This is a genomic window from Segatella maculosa DSM 19339 = JCM 15638 (genome assembly GCF_000382385.1).
Classification (GTDB): domain Bacteria; phylum Bacteroidota; class Bacteroidia; order Bacteroidales; family Bacteroidaceae; genus Prevotella; species Prevotella maculosa.
The window spans coordinates 68,081-92,174 of record NZ_KB908320.1; the positions used below are offsets into that span (position 1 = coordinate 68,081).

The 24,094-nt window shown below is 42.4% G+C and carries 16 protein-coding genes; 7 read left to right on the top strand and 9 right to left on the bottom strand.

The features are described from left to right. Positions 1 to 307 precede the first annotated feature (307 nt). The 4 genes from H164_RS0102335 to H164_RS0102355 all read left to right on the top strand — a co-directional run bounded on the left by H164_RS0102335 (position 308) and on the right by H164_RS0102355 (position 6,815). Positions 308 to 1,711, top strand: coding sequence for an aminopeptidase P family protein (locus tag H164_RS0102335; protein ID WP_019967127.1), 1,404 nt, complete (start codon positions 308 to 310; stop codon positions 1,709 to 1,711). Between the two features lie 58 nt (positions 1,712 to 1,769). Beyond that, entirely contained in the window at positions 1,770 to 2,975 is a 1,206-nt protein-coding gene (locus H164_RS0102340) for a C1 family peptidase (RefSeq protein ID WP_008563810.1), read from the top strand. Positions 2,976 to 3,147: 172 nt separating this feature from the next. Then, on the top strand, positions 3,148 to 4,902 hold the full coding sequence (gene recJ / locus H164_RS0102350; protein ID WP_019967130.1) for a single-stranded-DNA-specific exonuclease RecJ: 1,755 nt from the start codon (positions 3,148 to 3,150) through the stop codon (positions 4,900 to 4,902). An 8-nt stretch (positions 4,903 to 4,910) separates the two neighbouring features. Further along, positions 4,911 to 6,815, top strand: coding sequence for a RecQ family ATP-dependent DNA helicase (locus H164_RS0102355; RefSeq protein WP_019967131.1), 1,905 nt, complete (start codon positions 4,911 to 4,913; stop codon positions 6,813 to 6,815). Between the two features lie 211 nt (positions 6,816 to 7,026). Here H164_RS0102355 and H164_RS0102360 read toward each other — a convergent pair whose 3' ends face one another. From H164_RS0102360 to H164_RS0102370, 3 genes are all read right to left on the bottom strand, one after another. Next, a complete protein-coding gene (locus tag H164_RS0102360) occupies positions 7,027 to 8,301 on the bottom strand; it encodes a hemolysin family protein (RefSeq protein ID WP_019967132.1) in 1,275 nt (424 codons plus the stop codon). 17 nt (positions 8,302 to 8,318) lie between these two features. Then, a complete protein-coding gene (locus H164_RS0102365; RefSeq protein WP_019967133.1) occupies positions 8,319 to 8,963 on the bottom strand; it encodes a hypothetical protein in 645 nt (214 codons plus the stop codon). 69 nt (positions 8,964 to 9,032) lie between these two features. Next, on the bottom strand, positions 9,033 to 10,337 hold the full coding sequence (locus tag H164_RS0102370; protein ID WP_019967134.1) for a hypothetical protein: 1,305 nt from the start codon (positions 10,335 to 10,337) through the stop codon (positions 9,033 to 9,035). Positions 10,338 to 10,423: 86 nt separating this feature from the next. On the opposite strand from H164_RS0102370, the gene H164_RS0102375 reads away from it, so the two are divergent. From H164_RS0102375 to secA, 3 genes are all read left to right on the top strand, one after another. Beyond that, the gene (locus tag H164_RS0102375) at positions 10,424 to 11,626 is read left to right on the top strand and encodes an Lnb N-terminal periplasmic domain-containing protein (RefSeq protein ID WP_019967135.1); all 1,203 of its coding nucleotides are present in this window, start codon (positions 10,424 to 10,426) and stop codon (positions 11,624 to 11,626) included. A 10-nt stretch (positions 11,627 to 11,636) separates the two neighbouring features. Beyond that, a complete protein-coding gene (locus H164_RS0102380; RefSeq protein ID WP_025829963.1) occupies positions 11,637 to 13,022 on the top strand; it encodes an alkaline phosphatase family protein in 1,386 nt (461 codons plus the stop codon). A gap of 123 nt (positions 13,023 to 13,145) precedes the next feature. Then, a complete protein-coding gene (secA, locus tag H164_RS0102385; protein WP_019967137.1) occupies positions 13,146 to 16,472 on the top strand; it encodes a preprotein translocase subunit SecA in 3,327 nt (1,108 codons plus the stop codon). Positions 16,473 to 16,788: 316 nt separating this feature from the next. Here secA and H164_RS0102390 read toward each other — a convergent pair whose 3' ends face one another. The 6 genes from H164_RS0102390 to H164_RS0102435 form a co-directional block, all read right to left on the bottom strand. Further along, on the bottom strand, positions 16,789 to 18,456 hold the full coding sequence (locus H164_RS0102390) for an AMP-binding protein (protein ID WP_019967138.1): 1,668 nt from the start codon (positions 18,454 to 18,456) through the stop codon (positions 16,789 to 16,791). Positions 18,457 to 18,722: 266 nt separating this feature from the next. Beyond that, positions 18,723 to 19,970, bottom strand: a complete 1,248-nt coding sequence (locus tag H164_RS0102400) for an ABC transporter permease (RefSeq protein ID WP_019967140.1) — start codon at positions 19,968 to 19,970, stop codon at positions 18,723 to 18,725. A gap of 8 nt (positions 19,971 to 19,978) precedes the next feature. Beyond that, on the bottom strand, positions 19,979 to 21,187 hold the full coding sequence (locus H164_RS0102405; protein WP_025829962.1) for a pyridoxal phosphate-dependent aminotransferase: 1,209 nt from the start codon (positions 21,185 to 21,187) through the stop codon (positions 19,979 to 19,981). 92 nt (positions 21,188 to 21,279) lie between these two features. Continuing rightward, positions 21,280 to 21,954 (bottom strand): YggS family pyridoxal phosphate-dependent enzyme, encoded by a 675-nt coding sequence (locus tag H164_RS0102410; protein ID WP_019967142.1) that lies wholly within the window; start codon positions 21,952 to 21,954, stop codon positions 21,280 to 21,282. A gap of 2 nt (positions 21,955 to 21,956) precedes the next feature. Then, on the bottom strand, positions 21,957 to 22,481 hold the full coding sequence (locus H164_RS0102415; protein ID WP_019967143.1) for a DUF4494 domain-containing protein: 525 nt from the start codon (positions 22,479 to 22,481) through the stop codon (positions 21,957 to 21,959). 904 nt (positions 22,482 to 23,385) lie between these two features. Next, a complete protein-coding gene (locus H164_RS0102435; protein ID WP_019967147.1) occupies positions 23,386 to 24,057 on the bottom strand; it encodes a DnaJ domain-containing protein in 672 nt (223 codons plus the stop codon). Positions 24,058 to 24,094 lie beyond the last annotated feature (37 nt).

The window sequence follows — 24,094 nt, forward strand, 5'->3', positions numbered from 1 at the left end:
CCATATTGTGAGTTGATTGCAAAACGTTGATAATCAGCACCTGCTGACATGCCTTTCAAAACCTTATCACTTTTGGGTCGTAAACTTATGGTTTACGATCGATAAACTTATGATTTACGATTGAGAGATGGCTTACTCAATAGGCCATATGACACTTCCCTGCCCGCAAACATAAGTCTCATTTTGCTGTTAAATTTTATGTTTTACTGATAAATTTTCATCAATTTGCTTATTTATCTTGCAAAGCTACCGTTTATTTGTCAAAAGTATGTAACTTTGTAGACAAATCATAAAATAATGAACAGCTATGTTTGATACAGCAACTTACATCAGACGACGCAACGAACTCAAGAAACTTGTTAAAGAAGGCATTATACTTCTTTTCGGAAATAATGAGTCTCCGGCTAATTTTCCAAATAACGGGTACTATCCTTTCCGCCAAGATTCGTCCTTTCTTTATTACTTCGGACTTCAACGCGACGGTCTTGTGGGCGTAATCGACATTGATAATGACAGAGATATACTGATTGGCAATGATATCGACATTGAAGATATCGTTTGGTATGGCTCGGTGGAAAGCATGGATGAGATGAGGCAGCGTTGCGGTGCCCATGAAACAATGCCCATGAAAGCCTTAAAGACGATTTGCAACGAGGCTTTGGGAAAGCATCGCAAAATCCATTTTCTGCCTCCTTATCGGCATGATATCAAGATCCTGATATTTGATTTGCTGGGTATTCACCCCGGTCAGCAGAAAGATGCAGCTGGAATGGACCTCATTAAGGCTGTCGTTAAGATGCGTTCGACAAAGGAAGAGCAGGAAATCGATGAGTTGGAGCGTGCGGCAGTCATAGGTTATAAGATGCACACTACTGCCATGCGACTGACAAAACCGGGCGTAACGGAGAAGTTCGTCAGCGGGCAAGTCGACGGCATTGCCCATTCTTACGGTTCAATGGTCAGTTTCCCAACCATCTATACGCAGCATGGTGAGATACTTCATGGTGCACCTTCCATGAATATATTGGAAGAGGGGCGTTTGGTTCTTTGTGATGCCGGTGCGGAAACCATCAACAACTATTGTAGTGATAACACGCGTACAATGCCAGTAAATGGCAAGTTCACGCAGCAACAACTGGAGATTTACAGTATTGTTGAGGCTTGCCATGACCACGCATTGAAGATTGCAAAGCCCGGAATGAAGTATGCTGACGTGCATTTTGCCGTTTGTCGCCTGATGTTTGACCGTCTGAAAGAATTGGGTTTGGCTAAAGGTGATACGGAAGAAGCTGTCAAGGCCGGTGCTCATGCTATTTTTCTGCCTCACGGATTGGGGCATATGATGGGTATGGATGTGCATGATATGGAAAATCTTGACCAGATAAATGTAGGCTTTGATGAAGAAATAAGACCTAATCTGGAGCAGTTTGGAACAAATTGTTTGCGCATGGGACGCCGTTTGGAAGCTGGTTTTGTCGTGACAGATGAACCGGGTATCTATTTTATTCCGGCTCTGATTGATGCTTGGAAAGCTAAGGGGCATTGTAAGAATTTCCTGAATTTCGATAAGCTTGAAGCCTATAAGGACTTTGGAGGCATTCGTATTGAAGACGATCTTTTGATAACAAAAGATGGTTGTCGCTTCATCGGAAAAGACAGAATCCCTTATCATCCTAAGGACATCGAGGCATTCATGGCCGCCAATCAGTAAGAATGAGACTGGAATGCGATAAATGTAAAAACAGTAATGAATAATATAATCAACGTAAATGAGAAAATTTTTAATGATGACACTCCTTGCTTTGGTAGCATTGGGTGTAAATGCAGAAGAGAAGAAAGAGAACAAAAGCAACGTGAACAAACCGGTGTTCACGACTATCAAGGAAAATAAGATCACAAGTATAAAGAATCAAAATCGCAGTGGCACTTGCTGGGATTACTCGACACTAAGTTTCTTAGAGTCTGAGATACTGAAAAAGACAGGTAAGACCTATGACTTATGTGAGGCTTTTGTCGCAAACAAGACCTATCTCGACCGCGCAATTCAGGTGGTTCGCCTGCATGGTGATTGCCAGTTTGCGCAAGGTGGTAGTGCATACGACCCGATTTACTGCCTCAAGCACTATGGTATCTGCCCTGAAGATGCGATGCCGTTACCGGGAACACTCTATGGTGACTCGCTCAATAACTTCAATGAGTTCTTTGATGTAATGACACCTTATGTGCAAGCTATAGCCAAATCGAAAACCGATAAGCTATCCACACAATGGAAAGTTGCCCTGCAAGGCATACTTGATGCTTATCTTGGAACGTGTCCTGAGAAATTCAACTATCAAGGAAAGAGCTATACGCCGCAAACCTTTGCACAAAGCCTTGGTATCGATGCTGATGATTATGTCAGTTTCACAAGTTATACACATCATCCGTTTTGGACTTCTTTTGCCGTTGAAGTGCAAGATAACTGGCGTAATCCGCACTCTTGGAACGTTCCGCTTGACGATATGATGCGCATTATCGATAATGCCGTCATGAATGGTTATACGATTGCATGGGGCGGCGATGTTTCTGAAGACGGATTCACGCGCATGGGCTTGGCCTATTCCATTGATTCAAAGAAAACACAGAGCCTTAGCGGAAGTGATATGGCACGTTGGCTGAAACTCACCAAAGCCGAGAAGAAGAATGTTCTTGACTCTTTGGGGTGCAAGGTACCTGAGATTACGGCTACACAAAAGCTTCGTCAGGAGCGTTTTGACAATTGGGAACTCACCGATGACCATGGAATGCTGATTTATGGTATTGCAAAAGACCAATATGGTAAGGAGTATTATATGGTCAAGAACTCTTGGGGAGAGACCGGCGACTATAAAGGCATTTGGTATATGACCAAGAACTTCATTGCCAATAATACAATGGACTTCATTGTCAACAAAAATGCCGTTCCAAAAGACATTCGCAAGAAGCTGGGTATCTAAGTTTTAATTCTCTTAAAATGTGGGCACAATGAGAAAAAACATTCTGATTGTGCCCTTGTTCTTGTTTTTATTTTGTATCTTTGGACACGGATTGTCGTTGTCATACATGGAAAATCCGCAGGCATACACATCTTCGTATGCATGAACATAGAATAAAATAAAAAAGACATAAATGCATTTTAAATGGAATTACGAACCACCTACACCAGAAGAAAAGCAAGCAGCCAATGAACTTGGCGACAAGTTGGCAATGAGTCCCATACTTGCACAACTTCTTATTCGAAGAGGAATTACGACAGAATCGGCTGCCAAACGTTTCTTTCGTCCGCAATTAGCCGATCTCATCAATCCGTTTCTGATGAAAGATATGGACGTTGCTGTGGACCGATTGAATGATGCCATGGGGCGTAAGGAGCGGATATTGGTTTATGGAGACTATGATGTAGACGGTTGTACGGCTGTTGCCTTGGTGTATAAGTTCCTTCAACAATTCTATTCAAACATCGATTATTATATCCCTGATCGCTATGATGAGGGATACGGAGTGAGCGATAAAGGAATCGAATATGCGAAGCGAACGGGGGTGAAACTCATTATTATCCTTGATTGTGGCATTAAGGCAATCAGGGAAATAGAATATGCCAAGACACTTGGTATAGATTTTATAATTTGTGACCATCATGTCCCTGATGAAGAAATACCGCCGGCTGTGGCCATACTGAACCCGAAACAGCCAGATGATCATTTTCCTTTTAAACATCTTTGTGGTTGTGGTGTGGGGTTTAAATTTATGCAAGGTTGGGCCAAAAACAATGGGATACCTTTTTCACGTCTGATACCGTTGCTTGATTTCTGTGCGGTTGCCATAGCTGCCGATATTGTTCCTGTGACCGAAGAAAATAGGATTCTTGCTTTTCATGGGCTTAAACAACTTAATCAGAACCCCAATATCGGGTTGAAAGCAATTATTGATATCTGTGGTTTGAACGGACGTGAACTGTCGATGAGCGATATTGTCTTCAAGATTGGGCCACGTATCAATGCTTCCGGCCGTATGGAGAGTGGCAAGGAAAGTGTAGACCTGTTAATAGAGAAGGATTATAACTGCGCACTTCAAAAGGCCAAGCATATAGATGAGTATAACGAACAACGCAAGGACATCGATAAGCAAATGACAGAAGAGGCAAATCAAATCGTTGCTAAGATAGAAAGCCAGAAGCATTATTCCAGTATTGTTCTTTATGACGAGAACTGGAAGAAAGGTGTCATTGGTATTGTGGCCTCACGTCTTACAGAACTTTACTTTCGTCCAACGGTTGTGCTGACACGTGATGGCGAATTTGGAACAGGTTCGGCTCGCAGTGTCACTGGTTTTGATGTCTATGCAGCCATTAAGAGTTGTCGTGACCTGCTAATGAACTTCGGAGGTCACACTTATGCAGCCGGTTTAACACTTCGTTGGGCTGATATTCCTTTGTTCATTAAAAGGTTCCAACAGTATGTCGAAGACCATATTGCACCAGAACAGACCGAGGCTACGCTGCATCTTGACGCACAACTCGATTTTAAGGATATCACCAAGAAGCTTTATAACGACTTGAAACGCTTCGCTCCCTTCGGGCCGGGGTGCAGTAAACCGCTTTTTTTCACGCAGGCTGTTTATGACTATGGCACGAGTAAAGTTGTGGGGCGCGAGCAAGAACACATCAAACTTGAATTGGTCGACTCTAAATCCAATGATGTCGTCAATGGAATTGCTTTTGGTCAGAGTGCTTCTGCACGCTATATTAAGAGCAAACGTGCATTCGATATAGCCTATACCATCGAAGCCAATGTGTTCAAACATCACCGACTTCAATTGCAGATAGAAGATATCAGACCGGAAGAAAACCGACATGACAAGGACCTTCCGATGACCAAAGAATGAAGTAAGGCATGGAATATCGTCAGATATTACGGCAATATTGGGGGTATCCCGACTTTCGAGGTATTCAGGAAGATATTATCCGAAGTATCATCGATGGACGGGATACACTTGGTTTGATGCCCACTGGTGGAGGTAAATCGATTACCTTTCAGGTTCCGGCCCTGACCATGACTGGAATCTGTATTGTTGTCACGCCGCTTATCGCCCTAATGAAAGACCAAGTGGACCATTTGGCCGAACGTGGCATAAGAGCGGGGGCCATTTATTCGGGCATGACACGTCAGGAAATCATCAAAACGCTTGAAAATGCGGTGTTTGGCGGTTTGAAACTATTGTATATATCGCCTGAACGACTTTCTTCCGAACTGTTTCTTGCCAAGCTGCGTCACATGACGGTGAGTTTCATTACTGTTGACGAGGCGCACTGTATCAGTCAGTGGGGATATGATTTCCGGCCATCCTATTTGCATATTTCTGAACTCAGACGTCTTAAGCCTACGGTGCCGGTGCTTGCCCTGACAGCCACGGCTACATTACCCGTGGTAGATGATATTCAAGAACGTTTAAATTTCAAGGAGAAGAATGTCTTTCGCATGAGTTTCGAGCGGAAGAACCTCTGCTATGTCGTTAGGCAGGCTTCGGATAAAGATGGGGAATTGCTGCATATCCTCAATGTCGTGAAAGGAAGTGCCATTGTCTATACCCGAAGTCGCAAGCGAACCAAAGAGATAACTCAATTACTTAACCATAACCACATCAAGGCTACATTTTATCATGCAGGGCTTGAACACTTCACGAAAGATATCCGTCAAAAGGAATGGCAAGCCGGTGACACGCGCGTCATGGTGGCAACGAATGCGTTCGGCATGGGAATAGACAAGTCTGACGTGCGTATCGTGATCCATATGGACTGTCCCGATTCTCTTGAAGCTTACTTTCAAGAGGCCGGGCGAGGTGGAAGAGACGGGCAGAAGGCTTATGCGGTTCTGCTTTATAATCCGTCAGATGCACGAAAACTCAACAAACGCATTGCAGATAACTTTCCCGAGAAAGACTATGTGAGGAAAGTGTATGATTCCTTGGCCTATTATTATCAGATAGGTGTAGGCAGTGGGACTGGACATACATTTACTTTTGATATCATTAAATTCTGTCGTGCCTATCATCTCTCCATGACATGGGCCGATGCTTCATTGCACATCATCGAACGACTGGGATACATCGTCTATGAAAATGAGCCAAACAATAGTGCACGCCTGATGTTTCTGCTTTCGCGCAGTCAGCTCTATCTTCTTGATAACCTAAGTCCCAGGGAAGAAGCTGCAATCGATGCGTTGCTTCGTCTCTATGGCGGACTGTTCAACGACTACACTTATATCGACGAACAACTTATTGCTCATAAAGCAGGACTGACTCATCAGCAGGTTTACATGATATTAAAGAACCTCAGTGCCCGCCATATTCTGCATTTCATTCCACAGCGCAAAATGCCTTATGTGAGTTTTCTACGTGACCGAATTGATGGTGATAAGCTTGATATCACACATGAAGTTTATGAAGATAGAAAAAAGGAATTTGAAAAACGTATCCAGACGGTCATTACTTATGCAGAGAATGATAAGATATGCCGCAGCAGACAACTTCTCTATTACTTTGGAGAAAAGAAAACTGAGGATTGTCTACATTGCGATGTTTGCCTTGAAAAAAACACAAAGCTGGCCGAAAAGCCCCTTGGTGAGTCCTGTCGGGCCGTCATTCTCAAGCTTCTTAATGATGGCAAACGGCATCTCATCACCGAACTCAATGCATTCAATCTGCCCGAACGGCAGTTGGACGAGGCACTTGAGTATCTTCTCAACGAGGAGATTATATGCATGGAGGGAAGTTACGTCTGGATAGGAAAGGAAAATTGATTTTCCCAAACGGTCAAAAAATCAATATGTTTTGCTCATCGTGCAGGAACAAGACACCCATTGCCTTTTTCATTTGCCTCAATCTCAGCCATTTCGTCGTGTAATCTCAGCCATATTAGGCGGCGAAATGGCTGATATTGCAGGGCAAAATGGCTGAAATAACAAATGCAGAAAGGAAATATAAGAAAACACAATGGTGTGACACACCATTTTATTGCAGGACGGTCAACTTGACCAACTCAATCTTTGTCATTGTACTTTTGATAATCTTAAAGCTGTAATGATCGATATTGATAACCTCATTCAGTTTCGGAAGACTCTGATAGCTATTCAAGATAAAACCGCCGACAGTCTTGTAATCGTCATCCTCAGGTAAATTCAGCCCAAACATATCGTTCACCTTGTCTATCTCCAAGCGTGCCGACAGCAGATATTCGTTATCACCGGTCTTTTTTGCAACATATTTATTGCTATCGTGCTCGTCTTCGATATCCCCGAAAATCTCTTCCACGATATCTTCCAATGAAACGATGCCGCTCGTTCCCCCGAATTCGTCCACAACCACGCCTAAACTCTTTTTGCTTTGCAAGAAAGTCCTCATCAACTTTTGAGCGGCCATGGTCTCCGGGATAAAAGGCATCGTGCGAATGGAGTCATGCCAATCGTTTCCTGATATTCTGAACATCTCCGAAGAGTGGATATAACCTTTGATATGGTCTATGTCTCCGTGGTAAACTATGATTTTACTGTTACCGCTTTCAACAAATTTCTGCATCAGTTCGGAAACGGTGCTGTTATATTCTACGGCATTGATTTCCGTACGTGGGATCATACAGTCGCGTACCTTAGTGTCTGAGAATTCCAAAGCATTTTGAAAAATCTTGACTTCATCGCCGATTTCTTCGGCCGATCTCGCGTTGTCAATGCTCGATTGCACAAGATAATCAAGGTCAATCTTGGAGAACTCTTCGTCGTTATCTTCCTTGACGATTTTGACTCCCACTACTTTCAACAACACTTTTGACATGAATGTGGCAAACCGACTGATAGGCCAAAGAACAATATAGAAGAGATATGCCAACGGAGAAAATATGGTTATCAGTCCGTTTGGATTGCTTTTGAAAAGCGTTTTGGGCAGAAATTCTCCCGTGAACAGAACTATAAGCGTCGAAAGTATCGTGTCGGCAGGGACAGTGAAGGCAGGATCCAATCCCCAAAAAATCGAATGATCGAAGAAACGGGCTATCAAGATGCCATAGATGACAAGCACAATGTTGTTACCAACCAACATCGTGCTCACGAAATCATAGGGATGGCGATAGAAGAAATTGATAAGACGGGTGGCTAAGCCATTCTTCTCTTTATCCATCTCAAAGAGCATTCGGTTACTGGAAACGAAAGCAATCTCCATTCCGGAGAAGAATGCAGAAAAGGCCATCGTTATCAAGATACCAATTACTAAAGATATATCTATGTTCTCGCTCATCTACTTTAATAAAAATCTCAATGCATCAAGGGTATTGACGTAATCTTACGTTGCGGTGTGGCAATCGGGTGCAGAGACTTCGCTATTGAGTCTTGTGCACGGCGTGCAGAATCCGTCGTATTCGTATTTTCCGTGCTTTCATTATCAAAGTCACCCTTGACAAAAGAACCTTTCGTGTTGGATACATAATACTTTGTCATCTTCTCGTCACTTCGAAAGTAGCTTCCTTGAAGCGTACGCTCAGGAGTCACTAACTTAGAAAAGACATTTGAATAAAGTTCATGTCTGTCTTCATCCCAAAACAATTGTTCGCTGGAAAAGCGCAGACCGTCTTTTGTCAATATACGAACGCGAGAGCGCAGTTCCCAAATTCGTGTTTGGTCATAATAATAAGCCGTGTCACATTCTATATATGCTTGAACATGAAACCGCTCATCAAATTGCTCTAAGAATATTCCTTTCTTGAACAGCCACCTTGATGGCTTCACGTTAGCATTGACTTCCCATTCCTCGGTCACAATACGATACTTGGCAATCCCCGAATCGGAAATCAGCGTGTTTACTCCATAACTTGTCATGACGGCAACGGAGTCGCGCTCTCGGATTGCTGGGGCGGTATGTTCATGTTGTTCATCACAAGCTGTGAGCAACATCACAACCATAATAACAATATAAAGGAAATATCTTTTTCGTTTCACCACAGAGAGAACTTGGGTATAAGGAGATTTGTATTAATCAACCTTCCACTTTGCGAACCAACGCTCATTGAAAGTAAAGCCTATATTGATGCGAAAAGTATTTTCCTTTATTAGTCCTTTGACTTCCTGATGTACCCAAGAACCACTGATATTAAGAACGGAACGATTGTTCCACTCATTGACTACAGGAATCCCAAAGCCAGCACTTACACTGTACTCCTTAGGTCCGTCGATACCGTTGACTTTATAATATGATGTTGCATAAGAAGCTCCAATGCGATAGCGAATCTGTTCAGTAAGTTTACGTCCTGCATCATTTGGACAAAACTCTACGCCTGCTGTGAACTTCTGACGATCGTTATAGACTCCATCAACCAAACCATACTGTAAGATATTGTTGTTTCTGTTTAATTTGGGATAACCTAACTTTGAATATTGCATCAACGAATAGTCAAAACCTATTTTCAACTTATTGTTATGGTTAAACATCAAGCCTGCACCATACGATGTCGGAATACTTAAACCGTTGGATATCTCATATAAAGTGGTGTCTGCGACTCCGGTCTGTCTGTCGCTGCTGATAACCTCACACTGAGGATTTGCTCCTAACCGATGACCATATCCATAAGTAATACCCAATGAAAGTTCGTTCTTTTGAGATACCTTAATGGTATATTGTGCGCCAATATCTAATTTGTAATTATTAATAGTTGCTTTATAATATCTTGACAGGCTGTTTGTACCATTACTAAACGATGTTACGATAGAACGATTATAATTTCCCCACAGATAACCTATATTGGCACCTATCGCCAAACCTTTCATTGGTTCCCAGCCTGCACCAAGATATACTTGATGTAAACCTCCTTTTCCCTCATAAGTGCTGGTTCCTACTTCCGTTGACGGAAAAGCATCTCTATCATTTAAATTCTTTGTTGAAGAATAATTATAGCCTATCGTCGAATAAGGTAGAACTCCAAAACTAACACCTACATGCTTTGCTATTCTAAACCCGGCCACGACATAATCGAAGACACCATTCTTTGCATTCTTTCTGACACTATTTTCTTGGAAGTTTGTTATCTGTCCAGAAAGACCTGCATCAAAAATGAAAGACAAAGAATCTAAAGAAGAATAGGACGCTGGGTTCATATAATTAACTTGATTGTGGCTATGAAATCCCAATCCTAATCCATTCATGCCTCTGTTGAAACCGGAACCATTGGCTGATAGCAATCCCAAATCATATTGACTATATGGAGAATTAGTTCCACTTTGAGCCAGTGCCGTTGCTGATATTGCGGCCGACAGAGCAGCACTTAATATTACTTTATTCATAAATTGCTAAATAATTGCATGCAAATTTATCAAAAAAAACAGAAACAAATGCACGTTAAGTCAGAAATATAAATTATTTTTGCATCGTGAAACGTTTTCAATATATTTTCAAAAGTGCCCTGCTTGTTTTTTTATTGTCTTTAACACATTCGATTAAAGCAGCGCAAGCTTCGCCTGATATTTATGGCGATTCCATGAAAATCAGCTTACTTACTTGTGGTCCCGGGCATGAAGTTTACTCATTATATGGACATACTGCTATCAGATTTCAAGATTTGAGGAACCATCAAGACCTCATTATCAACTATGGAATATTCTCTTTTAAACAAAAAAATTTCATATTGCGATTTATCTTTGGGCTAACTGATTACGAAATGGGGATTATACCTTATCAGTTATTCTATGAAGAATACAGAAGTGAAGGAAGATGGGTAAAAGAACAAATACTGAACTTGTCTTCAGAGGATAAACAGAACATTGCAATAGCTATAGATAAAAACTATATACCAGAGAATAGAATATATCGTTATAATTATTTCTATGATAACTGTACCACACGTGCAAGAGATATTTTAATAAATAATATAAACGGTTTTGTTGATTATCATTATAATCAGCAGCTTATAACAACTTATAGAAACGAAGTTCACCAATGGAATACACAGCATCCATGGGCAAGATGGGGAAATGATCTACTTCTTGGACTGCAAGCTGACAAGTTGATTTCAAATGAAGAAAGACAATTTATTCCGGATTCGTTGAGCAAAGACTTTCAACATGCAACTGTTAGTTATGCTCATGGGAAAATAAAGAAATTAGTCAGTAATTCATTATATATCATCCCTCCGGTACAAACAAAAGATATTGATAATAGTTTCTCGTCATATTTATCACCAAATATAGTGATGATATGTATTATTGTCATTATCATAACATCATTTTTGCTACAAAAAAAGTGTAAATTATATTATTTACTGACTCACTATTTGTTATGGACTGTCACCGGTTTTTGTGGGATTATTCTTACAGCTATGATATTCAGCCAGCATCCTACCGTAAGTTTCAATCTCCAAACATTCATTCTAAATCCCCTCAATCTATTATTACTTTTCCCAAAGCTCCAAAATAGCAGGAATTTCCAATATGTAATGATTACATGCTATGCATTGGGTTGCGTAGGAAGTTTTTTACAAACCTATGCTGATGGAATTCAACTTCTGGCATTCGTTTTGCTGATAACGAATTTGTTTTCTTTGAAATTTTCATGGAAAAACGGTACAAATTATTAATAAGATCATTGTGAACAAGTATATTGCCATACTAATTGCAGCATTGACGTCAGCAGAAATACAAGCATCAGAACTTGTACCGCGGTTAATTGTGAATATCACCATTGACCAATTGAATACAGATTGCCTTGATGCATTTGCATCTTTATTTGAAGAAAACGGATTGAAGAAGATGATGCAAAGTGGTCGTGTGTATGAAACGGCATCATGTTCTTTTACACCGGTAACGACACCATCTTCCATTGCAACTATAGCTACCGGCACAACTCCTTTTTATCATGGTATTATATCGAAACATTGGATAGACCGTTCAACCTTACGTCAAGTATATTGTGTTGATGGAAATCAATATGGGTATGGGCCAAGCCATCTTAGAACTTCCACCGTTAGTGACGAGATGAAGATTTCAACCCATGGTAAAAGTGTCGTTTACAGCATAGCTGCAAGCCGTAGCTCTGCCATTTTGGCTGCCGGGCATGCCGCAGATAACGCAATATGGTATGATCAGTCCCAAAAAGGTTGGAAAACAACCGCTTATTACGGTGCATCTCCCCAATGGCTCAATACTCCTTTAGCTCCTCGAACCATTAACAATGAGGCTATCGGAGAGAAAGCTATGGATATTGTCATTCAGAGTAGGATGGGAAAAGATGAAGTTCCCGATATGCTTTCTGTCATTCTATCTGCTTCTATAGATGATAATGAGCAATTCCGTAACGTCCAAGATGCTTCACGGCATATATATGCCAATATAGATAAGACTATTAGTAAGTTAATTGGAGGTATTGAGCGAGAGGTTGGCAAGAACAATGTTCTCTTTGTTGTTACCGGAACAGGAACTATTGACAATACTGATAATGACTATAGCCTTTATAGGGTTCCTACAGGTGTCTTTTATATTAATCGTACTGCGAAAATACTGAATGTGTATCTGAATGCCATATACGGACAAGGAGCCTATATTGATGCAGCTTGGGGAAATCAGATATACCTAAATCATAAAATTATTGAGCAAAAGCGTCTTAGTATGCACGAGATACTGACACGCTGTCAAGAATTATTGCTTCAGAGTTCCGGCGTCAGCGATGTCTATACCAGTGAACGTCTGTTCTCCGGTAATGATAATATACAAAAGATTCTCCAAGGTTATAATCCTTCAATTAGCGGTGATATCATCATTCATGTTGTTCCCGGTTGGAAACTCGTCAATGAAGATACCCAAGAAAGCTATACAAGCCGTTCTACTTTAGTGCAATTCCCAATCATATTTTATGGTGCCGGCATCAAGGCGGAACGAATATCCACTCCGGTCACAGTTGATAGAATTGCACCTACCCTTTGTAAAAGCATTCATATTAGGGCACCGAATGCGTGTTCTTCAGTACCGTTATTTTAGGATATAAAAGTTTGATATCTTACCTTCGGTGCAAAGTTTTGCTTTATTTAAGTGGAGATTTAAGAATATAATTCGTAAATTTGCACGATATATGTCATTTTGAGAAATAAAATAAACAATAAAATGAATTTCAATAACTTTTTGAAATCACTATTCGGTGATAAATCAAGTCGTGATATGAAGCTGATTCAACCTCTTGTTGAGAAAGTCAAGGCAGAGTATCCGAAAATCAAGGCACTGACTAATGATGAATTACGTGCGAAGACAAAAGAACTTCAGCACTATGTACAAAGCTCTGCCGACGAGCAAAAGAAACAGATAGAAGAATTAAAGGCAAAGATTGAAGAAACTCCCATCGATGAGCGTGAAGAGATATTCAATCAGATCGATAAATTGGAAAAAGAGGTTCTTGACATCTATGAGAAAGCCTTGGACGAAGTGATGCCAACAGCTTTCAATATCATCAAAGATACCGCCCGTCGATTTGCAGAGAATGAAGAAACCATCGTTACGGCGACAGAGTTCGACCGTGAGTTGGCTGCCCAACCGACTAATGACTTTATTACCATTGACGGAGATAAAGCCATCTATCACAATGAGTGGACTGCCGGAGGAAATAAGATACAGTGGAACATGATTCATTATGATGTTCAATTGTTTGGTGGTATAGCCCTTCACCAAGGTAAGATTGCAGAAATGGCAACAGGTGAAGGTAAAACACTTGTGGCAACACTCCCTGTTTTCCTCAATGCTCTCACCGGTAACGGTGTCCACATGGTCACGGTGAATGACTACTTGGCTAAACGTGACTCCGAATGGATGGGACCTTTATACATGTTCAATGGACTTTCTGTTGACTGTATTGACAAGCACCAGCCAAATTCCGAAGCACGACGCAAGGCTTATCAGGCAGATATTACCTTTGGTACTAATAATGAATTCGGCTTCGATTATTTGCGTGACAACATGGCTTTGAATCCCAGCGACCTTGTTCAGCGCAAGCATAATTATGCCATTGTCGATGAGGTCGACTCTGTGTTGATTGATGATGCACGTACGCCTCTGATTATTTCCGGCCCAATTCCAAAGGGTGACGACCAAATGTTTGAAGAATATCAGCCTTTGGTTGAACGCCTTTATGAGGTACAGCGCAAGCAAGCTACGGAACTGTTGGCCGAAGCTAAACAAAAGATCACGGCCGGACAGGAAAAGAACGACAAGCAAATGTTAGAGGAAGGCTTCCTCGCCCTCTACCGTTCTTACAAGGCTCTTCCGAAGAACAAGCCATTAATCAAGTATCTTTCGGAAGATGGAATCAAAGCCGGAATGTTGGCAACTGAAGAAATTTACATGGCCAATAACAACAGAGAGATGCCTAAGGCCATCGAACCTCTCTATTTTGTTGTTGACGAAAAGCTGAACAGTGCAGACCTTACAGACAAGGGAACGGGTTGGCTTGCAAGCCAGACCGGGCGTGAAGATTTGTTTGTTCTTCCTGATATCACTTCTGAACTCTCTGAACTTGAAAGTCAAACCGAACTCTCCGATCAAGAAAGAATTGACAAGAAAGATGAGTTGATGACGCATTATGGAGTGCAAAGTGAACGCGTGCATACACTTCAGCAATTGCTGAAAGCCTATACCATGTTCAATAAGGATGACGAATATGTTGTTATGGATGGTGAAGTGAAGATTGTTGACGAACAGACCGGCCGTATCATGGAAGGCCGACGCTGGAGCGACGGACTTCATCAGGCCATCGAAGCCAAGGAACATGTAAAGGTAGAGGCTGCCACACAGACATTTGCAACCATCACTTTGCAAAACTATTTCCGAATGTATCACAAGCTGTCGGGTATGACCGGTACGGCAAGCACGGAGGCCGGCGAGTTTTGGGACATATACAAGCTCGATGTCGTTGAAATTCCGACCAACCGACCGATTGCCCGCCATGATATGGACGACCGGGTCTACAAAACTGCACGAGAAAAGTATGCGGCTGTCATCGATGAGATTGAGACCATGCGTAATGCCGGACGTCCGGTTTTGGTTGGTACGACCTCTGTTGAAATCAGCGAACTGTTGAGTAAGATGCTGAAGATGCGACGGATACCTCACAATGTACTGAACGCAAAGCTCCACCAGCGCGAAGCTCAAATCGTAGCAGAGGCCGGTCGTTCGGAGAATGGCTTGGGTGCCGTGACGATTGCAACCAATATGGCCGGCCGTGGTACGGATATTAAACTGACCGATGAGGTAAAAGCCGCCGGAGGTTTAGCCATCATCGGTACCGAACGCCATGAAAGCCGCCGCGTAGACCGCCAGTTGCGTGGTCGTGCCGGCCGTCAAGGCGACCCGGGTTCTTCGGTTTTCTATGTTTCCTTAGAAGATAAACTGATGCGTTTGTTTGCTTCTGAACGCATTGCCAAGGTAATGGACCGTTTAGGTTTTGAGGATGGCGAACGTATTGAAAGTCCGATGATCTCAAAGAGTATTGAACGTGCTCAGAAGAAAGTCGAAGAAAACAACTTCGGTATCCGTAAACACCTGCTCGAATATGATGATGTAATGAACAAACAACGCACTGTCATCTATGAAAAGCGGCGCCATGCACTCATGGGCGAGCGCATCGGCATGGATATAACCAATGTTATTTGGGATCGCGTTGTCAATATCATTGAGAGAAATGACTACGATGGTGCCCGAGAAGAATTCATGAAGGTTCTAGCAATGGAGATGCCTTTCACTCAAGATGAATTTGATAACGGCGTGAAGTCTGAACTTGAAGAACGCGCTTTCCAAGATGCTATCGCATCATTCAAGCGCCATACGGACCGTATTCAGGCTGATGCCTATCCCGTTATCAAGAAAGTGCAAGAAGAACAAGGTGCAATGTATGAACGTATTCTTGTTCCTATCACCGATGGACGCAATGTTTACCAAATTCCGGCAGACTTGCAACTTGCTTATAAGAGTGAGGCTGCAAGCGTAGTGAAAGAATTTGAGAAGACTATCATGCTTCGTATCATCGATGATAACTGGAAAGAGAACCTTCGTCAGCTTGATGAATTGCGACACAGTGTGCAGAATGCGTCTTACGAGCAGAAAGATCCGCTGTTGATATTTAAACTTGAGAGCGTCAAACTCTGGGACAACATGATTGACGACATGAACAACCGCATTGCAAGCGTGTTGATGCGCTGCCAGATTCCGGTGGTTCAAGAGGTCCAAGAGGCTGCACCCGAACAACGCGCACAGCGGTATAACGAACGTAAAGATGACATTGACGCTCAGGCAACACAGCGTGCAGTGGCCAATCATGATACCCGTGAGGGTGCAGATAGGGTAAATCACACGCCTTATATAGCAGATCGTCTGCCACGTCCGAATGATCCTTGTCCTTGTGGCAGTGGTAAAAAGTTCAAAAACTGTCATGGAAAGAACCTGTAGACCACGGATTTAATCCATAAGGCCCATTCATACAAGATGTGTGAATGGGCTTTTCTTTTCTCGTTTTTCCGTCAGACCGAAGACAGAAAGGGGAAATCTCCTCCCATTTGCAGTCGTATGGCGATGCGAAAGAGTAGAGGACCATCGCATTGTTATCTCTTAAAAAGAGCGAAAAGCAAGGTGAAAGTCAAAGACTGCCTTTCATGGCAAAATTATTTCAGCCATTTTACCGCGTAACATGGCTGAGATTACACGGTAAAATGGCTGATTTCAGGTTGCAAAATGGCTGAGATGGCGAAACTTATCCGCCTTAATCTCAGTTATTTTGATAGAGATAGCGTTTAATACTCTTTTTAGGTGTCTTTTCAAACTCCTCTTCATGGATACGTATAGCCGCTAATTTGCAGTAGGCTGGCTGCGACTGATTGAGCTCATTGCGGTTTTGCTCCATGATGTTTTCCAAATCTTCATTGGTAAATCCCATGTTTTGAGCCTCGTCATAGTCAGGATGAACCAAGCCGATCAGCTTGTCGCCCTCTTGAATGACAAGACTTTCGCTGACAAGTGTCAATGAATTAAGCTTGTCTTCTATCTCTTCGGGATAAATATTCTGTCCGCTGGCGCCCAAAAGCATGTTTTTTGACCGTCCTTTGATGAAAACGTTCCCGTCGGCGTCCATTGTTCCAAGGTCACCTGTGTGATACCAACCGTCGGCATCGATTGTCTGGCGGGTAGCTTCTTCGTTTTTATAGTAGCCAAGCATGACGTTGAGCCCTTTAGCAAGGATTTCTCCGGGGATATGTTCCGGGTCTGCACTGTCAATCTTCACCTTCATGTTGACGACAGAGCGGCCGCAGCTTCCCGGGACATAGTCTTTATAGTCGGAATAACAGATGATAGGTGCACATTCTGTGGCACCATATCCGACCGTATATTTGAAACCAATCCGATGCATGAACTGTTCTATCTCCTGATTGAACGCCGCTCCGCCTATAATGACCTCATAGAAGTCTCCACCAAAGGCATTTGAGACCTGTTCACAAATCTTTTCACGAACTTTTTTGGCCACTACCGGCATGTGGAGCAGCATACGCATGCGGTTGTTCTGTATCTTCGGGAAAACCTTTTTCCTAATGATTTTTTCAATAACGAGCGGTACGCTGATGATGACCTTAGGTTTTACTTCACTGAAAGCCTGTGCAATGATTGCAGGACTCGGTATCCGGGTGAGATAATAGATGTGGCAGCCTTTGATAAATTCAAAGATGAACTCGAAAGACATGCCATACATATGAGCCATTGGCAGAATACTGATGATGTTGTCACCAGCATTTAGATGCGTACCTAATACTTGTTCTCCAAAATAAGCATTGCTCCAAAGTGCGCGATAGGGGAGCATGACACCTTTAGAGAACCCGGTTGTCCCGCTGGTGTAATTGATCAGTGCCAATTCTTCGGGGTTCTTATCTACATAATAATCGACATGTTCTTTGCGAAAGAACTTGGGAAACTTCCTGCCAAACATCTCATTAAGATGTTCGCGTGCGTAAGTTAGCTTGTCAGTACGTGAGAGCACGAGAGAATAGTCTGGAATATAGATGATGCCCTCTAATGCCGGCATCTTGGTTGCATCAATCTGAGTGGCAACGACATCACCAACAAAGAGTAGTCTCGCTTCGCTGTGGTTGACAATGTTGTGCATTTGGTCCGGAGTGAACTCATGTAGAATGGGAACAGCTATGCAACCGTAAGTGAGCGTGGCCAAAAATGCCACGGCCCAATTGGCACTATTACGACCGGCCAACGCTATTTTGTCACCTTTTACCACTCCGCTACTTTCAAACATGATGTGCAGCTTTTCTATCTTGCGGGCCACATCATGATATTGTAGCGTTTCGCCTTTGAAGTCTGTCAGCGCATCTCTGTTCCAATTATCAATGATAGACTTTTGTATCAGACTATTAAAACTTGGTATTTGTTTCATAATGTGTTGTATTTACATTTTTAGAATATTAAATATCCATTTAGATTGCATCTTGACGAAGATGGTGTTTGGTACTCTTCTTCTCGCAAACATCTGTTAAGGCGGCATCTTTATTCCAATTACTAATGATGCCTTGTCCTATAAATCTATTGAAGTTCAATACGGAATTCATTGCACAATCTTAGAAACTTTGTGCAAAGGTAGGTCTTTATCTGCACATTTCAAAACTTTATGTGCATTATTTCTTTTCTAAATACAGATTTTGGTTATTCGTAGCGCATTGATTTGGCAGGGTGTATGTGTGAAATCAAATAGCTCGGTGCGATAAGAACGAACAAACAAATAAGCAATGTCGATACATTCAGGATAATGAATAATGGCAAGTTATATTCAACAGGGACCGTATTGACGTAATAAGTTTGTGGATCGAGCTTTACAAATCCTATAAATCTTTGTAACGTAATCAATCCAAGGCCAATAAGGTTTCCTATGAGCATCCCTTTGCAAATAATAAAAGCTGCGAACCACATGAAAGTGTGCCGTATTGTTTTATTGCGTGCACCGATGGCCTTTAGAATACCAATCATTACGGTTCGTTCAAGAATAATGATTAACAGTCCGGAAATCATCGTAACGCCTGCAACAGCAATCATCAGAGTTAGGATTATCCATACATTGAGGTCTAATAACCCAAGCCATGAGAATATCTGCGGGCATAAATCACGAATTGTTTTTGATGAGTAGGTTTCGCCATAACGGTCAAGTGTACGGTTCACTTTTGCCACCAAACCGCTTTCAACATCGTCAACCTTATCGAAATCTTTGACGATTAGTTCTGCACCGGTAGCCTGATCACGATCCCAACCGTTAAGTTTTACGATAGTATTAAGATCGGTAAAGCACGTAAAATCATCATATTGTGAGAGATTCGTCTGATAGATACCTGCTATAATGAATCTGCGCGTGCGTACGCCGTTCTGATCAATGAAATAACTATAAATCTTATCGTTTGATTTTACGCCCAGTTTATCTGCAATGCTTTGTGAAATCAAAATCTTATTGCCATTACTATCATCCCTGAAGTGGGGAATTATTCCTTGCTTTATATTTTGATGTAAAAACGTTGTGTCGTATTCGGGGCCTATACCTTTGAAAACGACACCTAAAAAGTCATGGTCGGTTTTAAGAATTCCTTGTTTCATGGCATAACGTTGTACATGCTTTACGCCCGGAGTTGATTTCAATACCGTAATCATGGAGTCGCCCATTTGTATGGGATAAGAGTCTCCGGTCTGCATGGTCATGAAGTTTGCCACCTGAATATGACTTCCAAATCCGATAACCTTATCACGAATCGTATGCTTGAAACCCAGAACGACACTTACTGAAATCAGCATGACGGCAAGTCCTATAGCCACCCCAGCCGTAGCTATTCTGATGGCTGGCCGTGATACCTGTTTACTATCGGTCTTACCACCATAGATTTTTCTTGCTATGAAAAGAGGTAAATTCAAGATTTGGGTTATTGTTCTTTGGTAATATGCCCCGGATATGCTTCGAGGGCCTTTCTCAACACGAATAATGCACGCTCTAAATCTTTCTTCTTCAACACATATGCGATACGTACTTGATCGATTCCCGCATTCGGCGTGGTATAGAAACCTGCGGCAGGTGCCATCATCACGGTCTCGCCTTCATACTCAAACTCCTCAAGACACCAACGACAGAACTTCTCACTATCGTCAACAGGGAGCTTGGCTACGGTATAAAATGCTCCCATAGGTATGGGTGAATATACCCCGGGAATACGATTTAGCCCGTCGATAAGGCACTTTCTACGTTCTACATATTCATCATAGACATCACGATAATATTCTTCAGGAGCGTTAAGAGATGCCTCAGCGACAATCTGTCCGATAAGTGGGGGAGAAAGTCGGGCTTGACAAAATTTCATGACGGCCTTTCTTACTTCTGCATTCTTTGTAATCAATGCGCCGATACGGATTCCACATTCGGAATATCGCTTTGAAACAGAATCTATCAGGATAACATTATTTTCAATTCCTTCTAAATGGCAGGCGCTAATGTAAGGTGATCCGGTATAGATATACTCGCGGTATACCTCGTCAGAAAACAAATAAAGATCGTACTTCTTGACAAGATCACGAATTTGTTTCATTTCACGACGCGTGTAGAGGTAGCCGGTTGGATTATTTGGATTACAAATCATGATGGCGCGGGTGTGCTCATTGATGAGTTCTTCGAACTTCTCTACTTTAGGCAGAGAGAAACCCTCCTCGATAGTGGTTGCAATAGTCTTAATAGTGGCCCCGGCGCTGATGGCGAATGCCATGTAATTGGCGTATGCGGGTTCCGGAATGATGATTTCATCTCCCGGGTTCAGACAACTCATAAAGGCAAACAACACGGCTTCACTTCCACCGGATGTAATGATAATGTCATCGGCATCGACGTTGATATTGTATTTCTTATAGTAGTCAACAAGTTTCTCCCGATAACTCAGATAACCCTGACTTGGTGAGTACTCCAATATCTTTCGGTCTATCTTCTTCAGTGCATCAAGCCCACATTGCGGTGTAGGCAAGTCTGGCTGACCGATATTCAAGTGGTAGACTTTCGTCCCACGCTTCTTTGCGGCTGCTGCAAGAGGGGCCAACTTTCTGATAGGCGACTCCGGCATCTCTAATCCGCGAATTGATATTTCCGGCATCTTTTGTTTGAATTGCGATGGTATTGCCTACCATCTGTTATCATGCTTGCAAAGGTAATAAAATATTTGGAACCGTAATGTCTTCGCTGAATTTAATAAACACGCGGACCAAAAATGATTGTTCCCACGCGAACCATCGTCGAACCGTGCGCAATAGCTGTCAGATAGTCGTGGCTCATGCCCCATGAACGCTCTTTGAATGCTTCGCTATCTGCGAAATAGCATGCCTTGAGTTCTTCGAAGAAACGGGCAGCCGTATCAAACTCAGCGGCAATCTGTTTTTGGTCATCTGTATTGCTGGCCATCATCATCAGGCCACAAATCCGGATATGGAAGAGTGTTCGCCACGTCCCGTCTTCCAACAGTTCACGACAGGCATCAAGCGTTAACCCGTATTTGGTTTCCTCTTCGGCTATATGAAGTTCCAAAAGAACGTTGATTATACGATCGTGCTTGGCGGCCTGCTTGTCGATTTCTTTCAATAGCTTAAGACTGTCTACAGCTTCTATCATTGAAATATAAGGCGCAATATATTTTACTTTATTGGTCTGCAGATGTCCGATGAAATGCCATTCGATATCCTTGGGCAGCATCTCTACCTTACGGCTCAGCTCCTGTTCATGGCTTTCGCCAAAGACACGCTGCCCTTCGGCATAGGCTGCTCGGATATATTTATCGGGGTGATACTTGCTGATGGCAACCAATCTGACATCTTGAGGCAGATTGCCCAGCACCTCATGTAAATTCTTTGCTACATCAACGGTCATGTTTATTCTGCATTAACTTGCTCAGTTTGTTCTGCTGTTTCATACTCAGGCACGTCATTGTGTGATGTGGCGTCCTTCTTGGCTCCGTTATGTTCGAACACGTCCATAATTTGGGTTTCCTGAATGCCCACAATGACATAATCTATCATGGTCCCGCCCATGACCTCGTTCACATGCTTGACGGCAGCGGGCAGACTTCCTGCCTGTACCAGATAGGTCACCGTGGAGCGTTTCTCTTTCTCCGTCTTTTCGTCAATGGTGATGAACTGTAATTTACACTTGTACCATTTGTCGTCGGTGTCGACATCACTGAAAAATATTTCACCATAGGCAGCCTGCTTCAGGTCGGTCACCTTGAAATCTCCCGTGATATAGACACGCATCTCTTCAATAATCGTATTCTCAGCCTCGGTGAAACTCAAGGCATCTACCACATAACTCTCCGACACTTTCTTCTGCATGCCGTCGTCCATTGTCTTCTCATAACGTATTTTGGTCTCAAACCAAACTGCGGTCCTACTTCTCATACTTCTTCGTTTTTTGATTGTCGGGCAAAATTACGAATTTAATCCGAATCCCACAAAGAATTTATTCAGAATCAAACCACAGAAAGATAACAAAAACTACGTTAAAGCGTCAACTCTTACGATCACACCCATTAAGAAATTGCACTTCTATTTTGAATATTTATATTTTCCAACCACCCGTCCCAATGCTCGAGAGACCAGGCATGACGATTCCTGGCCAGAGACATCGCGCGATCAATCCTAAGAAAAAGGGCATTGAATGTCAAAATAATTTGTAATATATCCATACCTCCAAGCATCATCAAATAGAAAAACAAAGTACGGAAAATTACTTTTTTTCGGTCGTTTTACTGGGTTTTATCCGAAAGGAACGTACTTTTTCGCAGAAAAGTATATACGTTTTAAACAAAAAGTATATACCTTTCGACCAAAAAGTATATACTTTTCGGCAAAAACGACTGTACTTTTTGCCAAAAATGATAGTACTTTTTGATAAAAACGACTATACTTTTCGATTAAAACGACTATACTTTTTGATGAAAACGATGCAACCTTTTGTCTCACAGCAACTTGGAAAAAGAGGCTTAAAACTCGCGTATTTCAGCCCAAAGCAAGTCTCGGTTGAGAAAAAGCGAGCTATGAATGCGTGTTTGTAAAAGAAATATCAAGGGTGTCAAACAGGTGTTCTTCGTCAATTGCCAAATAACTTTAAATGACATTTACACTGTCACCATAGAAAGGCAGAGGAAAGTTCTGTTTGAGCCACTGATAAAGAGACTCACTTTCTTATTGACCAGATGGGACCATTGGGGACGGTTTTCTCCGATCATTCACGGCATTTCGCCTTTTCTTGAACCTTTGGGGTGGATTTTCTTGGAAAAGCAATAAAACTTTCTCGGGATTTTTAGCCGGCTTGCATCTCACGCAACAGCGTTTTCTGCCGTTCGCTCAATCCGGTGGGAAGCTTGACGTTATAAACAATAATCAAATCGCCATAGACGCCGTTCCCGCGACTGTAGCCTTTACCGCGGACACGGACTTTCGTCCCGTTCTGCGTTTCGGGTTTCACCTTCAGTTTTATCTTCTTCCCGTTGCTGAGTTGAATGATGACTTCGCCACCGAGCAATGCCGTATACATGTCGATATTGACTTTGGCTTCCATCTGCCCATTGTCTTGACGTGGCCGCGTCCCGCCTTCAAAGTCCGAAGTATGGAATCCGCCCCCTCCGAACAAGTCTTGAAAGAAGCTCGAGAAACCGCCGCCGCTGCTACTGAAATTGCTGAAGTCGAAGCCCTCGAAAGGATTGCCTTCGGCGTGGCCTCCCGAAGCATTGCCTTGGAAAGCGTCGGCCTCTCGCCACTGTTCACCGTATTTGTCATACTTTGCGCGCTTCTCCGGGTCGTTTATCACATCGTAAGCTTCGTTCAGAGCCTGAAACTTAGCCTTGGCCTTCGGGTCGTTCGGATGCAAATCCGGATGGAAGAGCTTGGCCCTCTTGCGGTATGCGTCCCTGACATCTTTTTGCGGAATGTTACGGTCGACACCAAGTATCTTATAATAATCAACAAATGCCATAATTTTTTTTTAATTTAATACATGAATCATTTTCAGC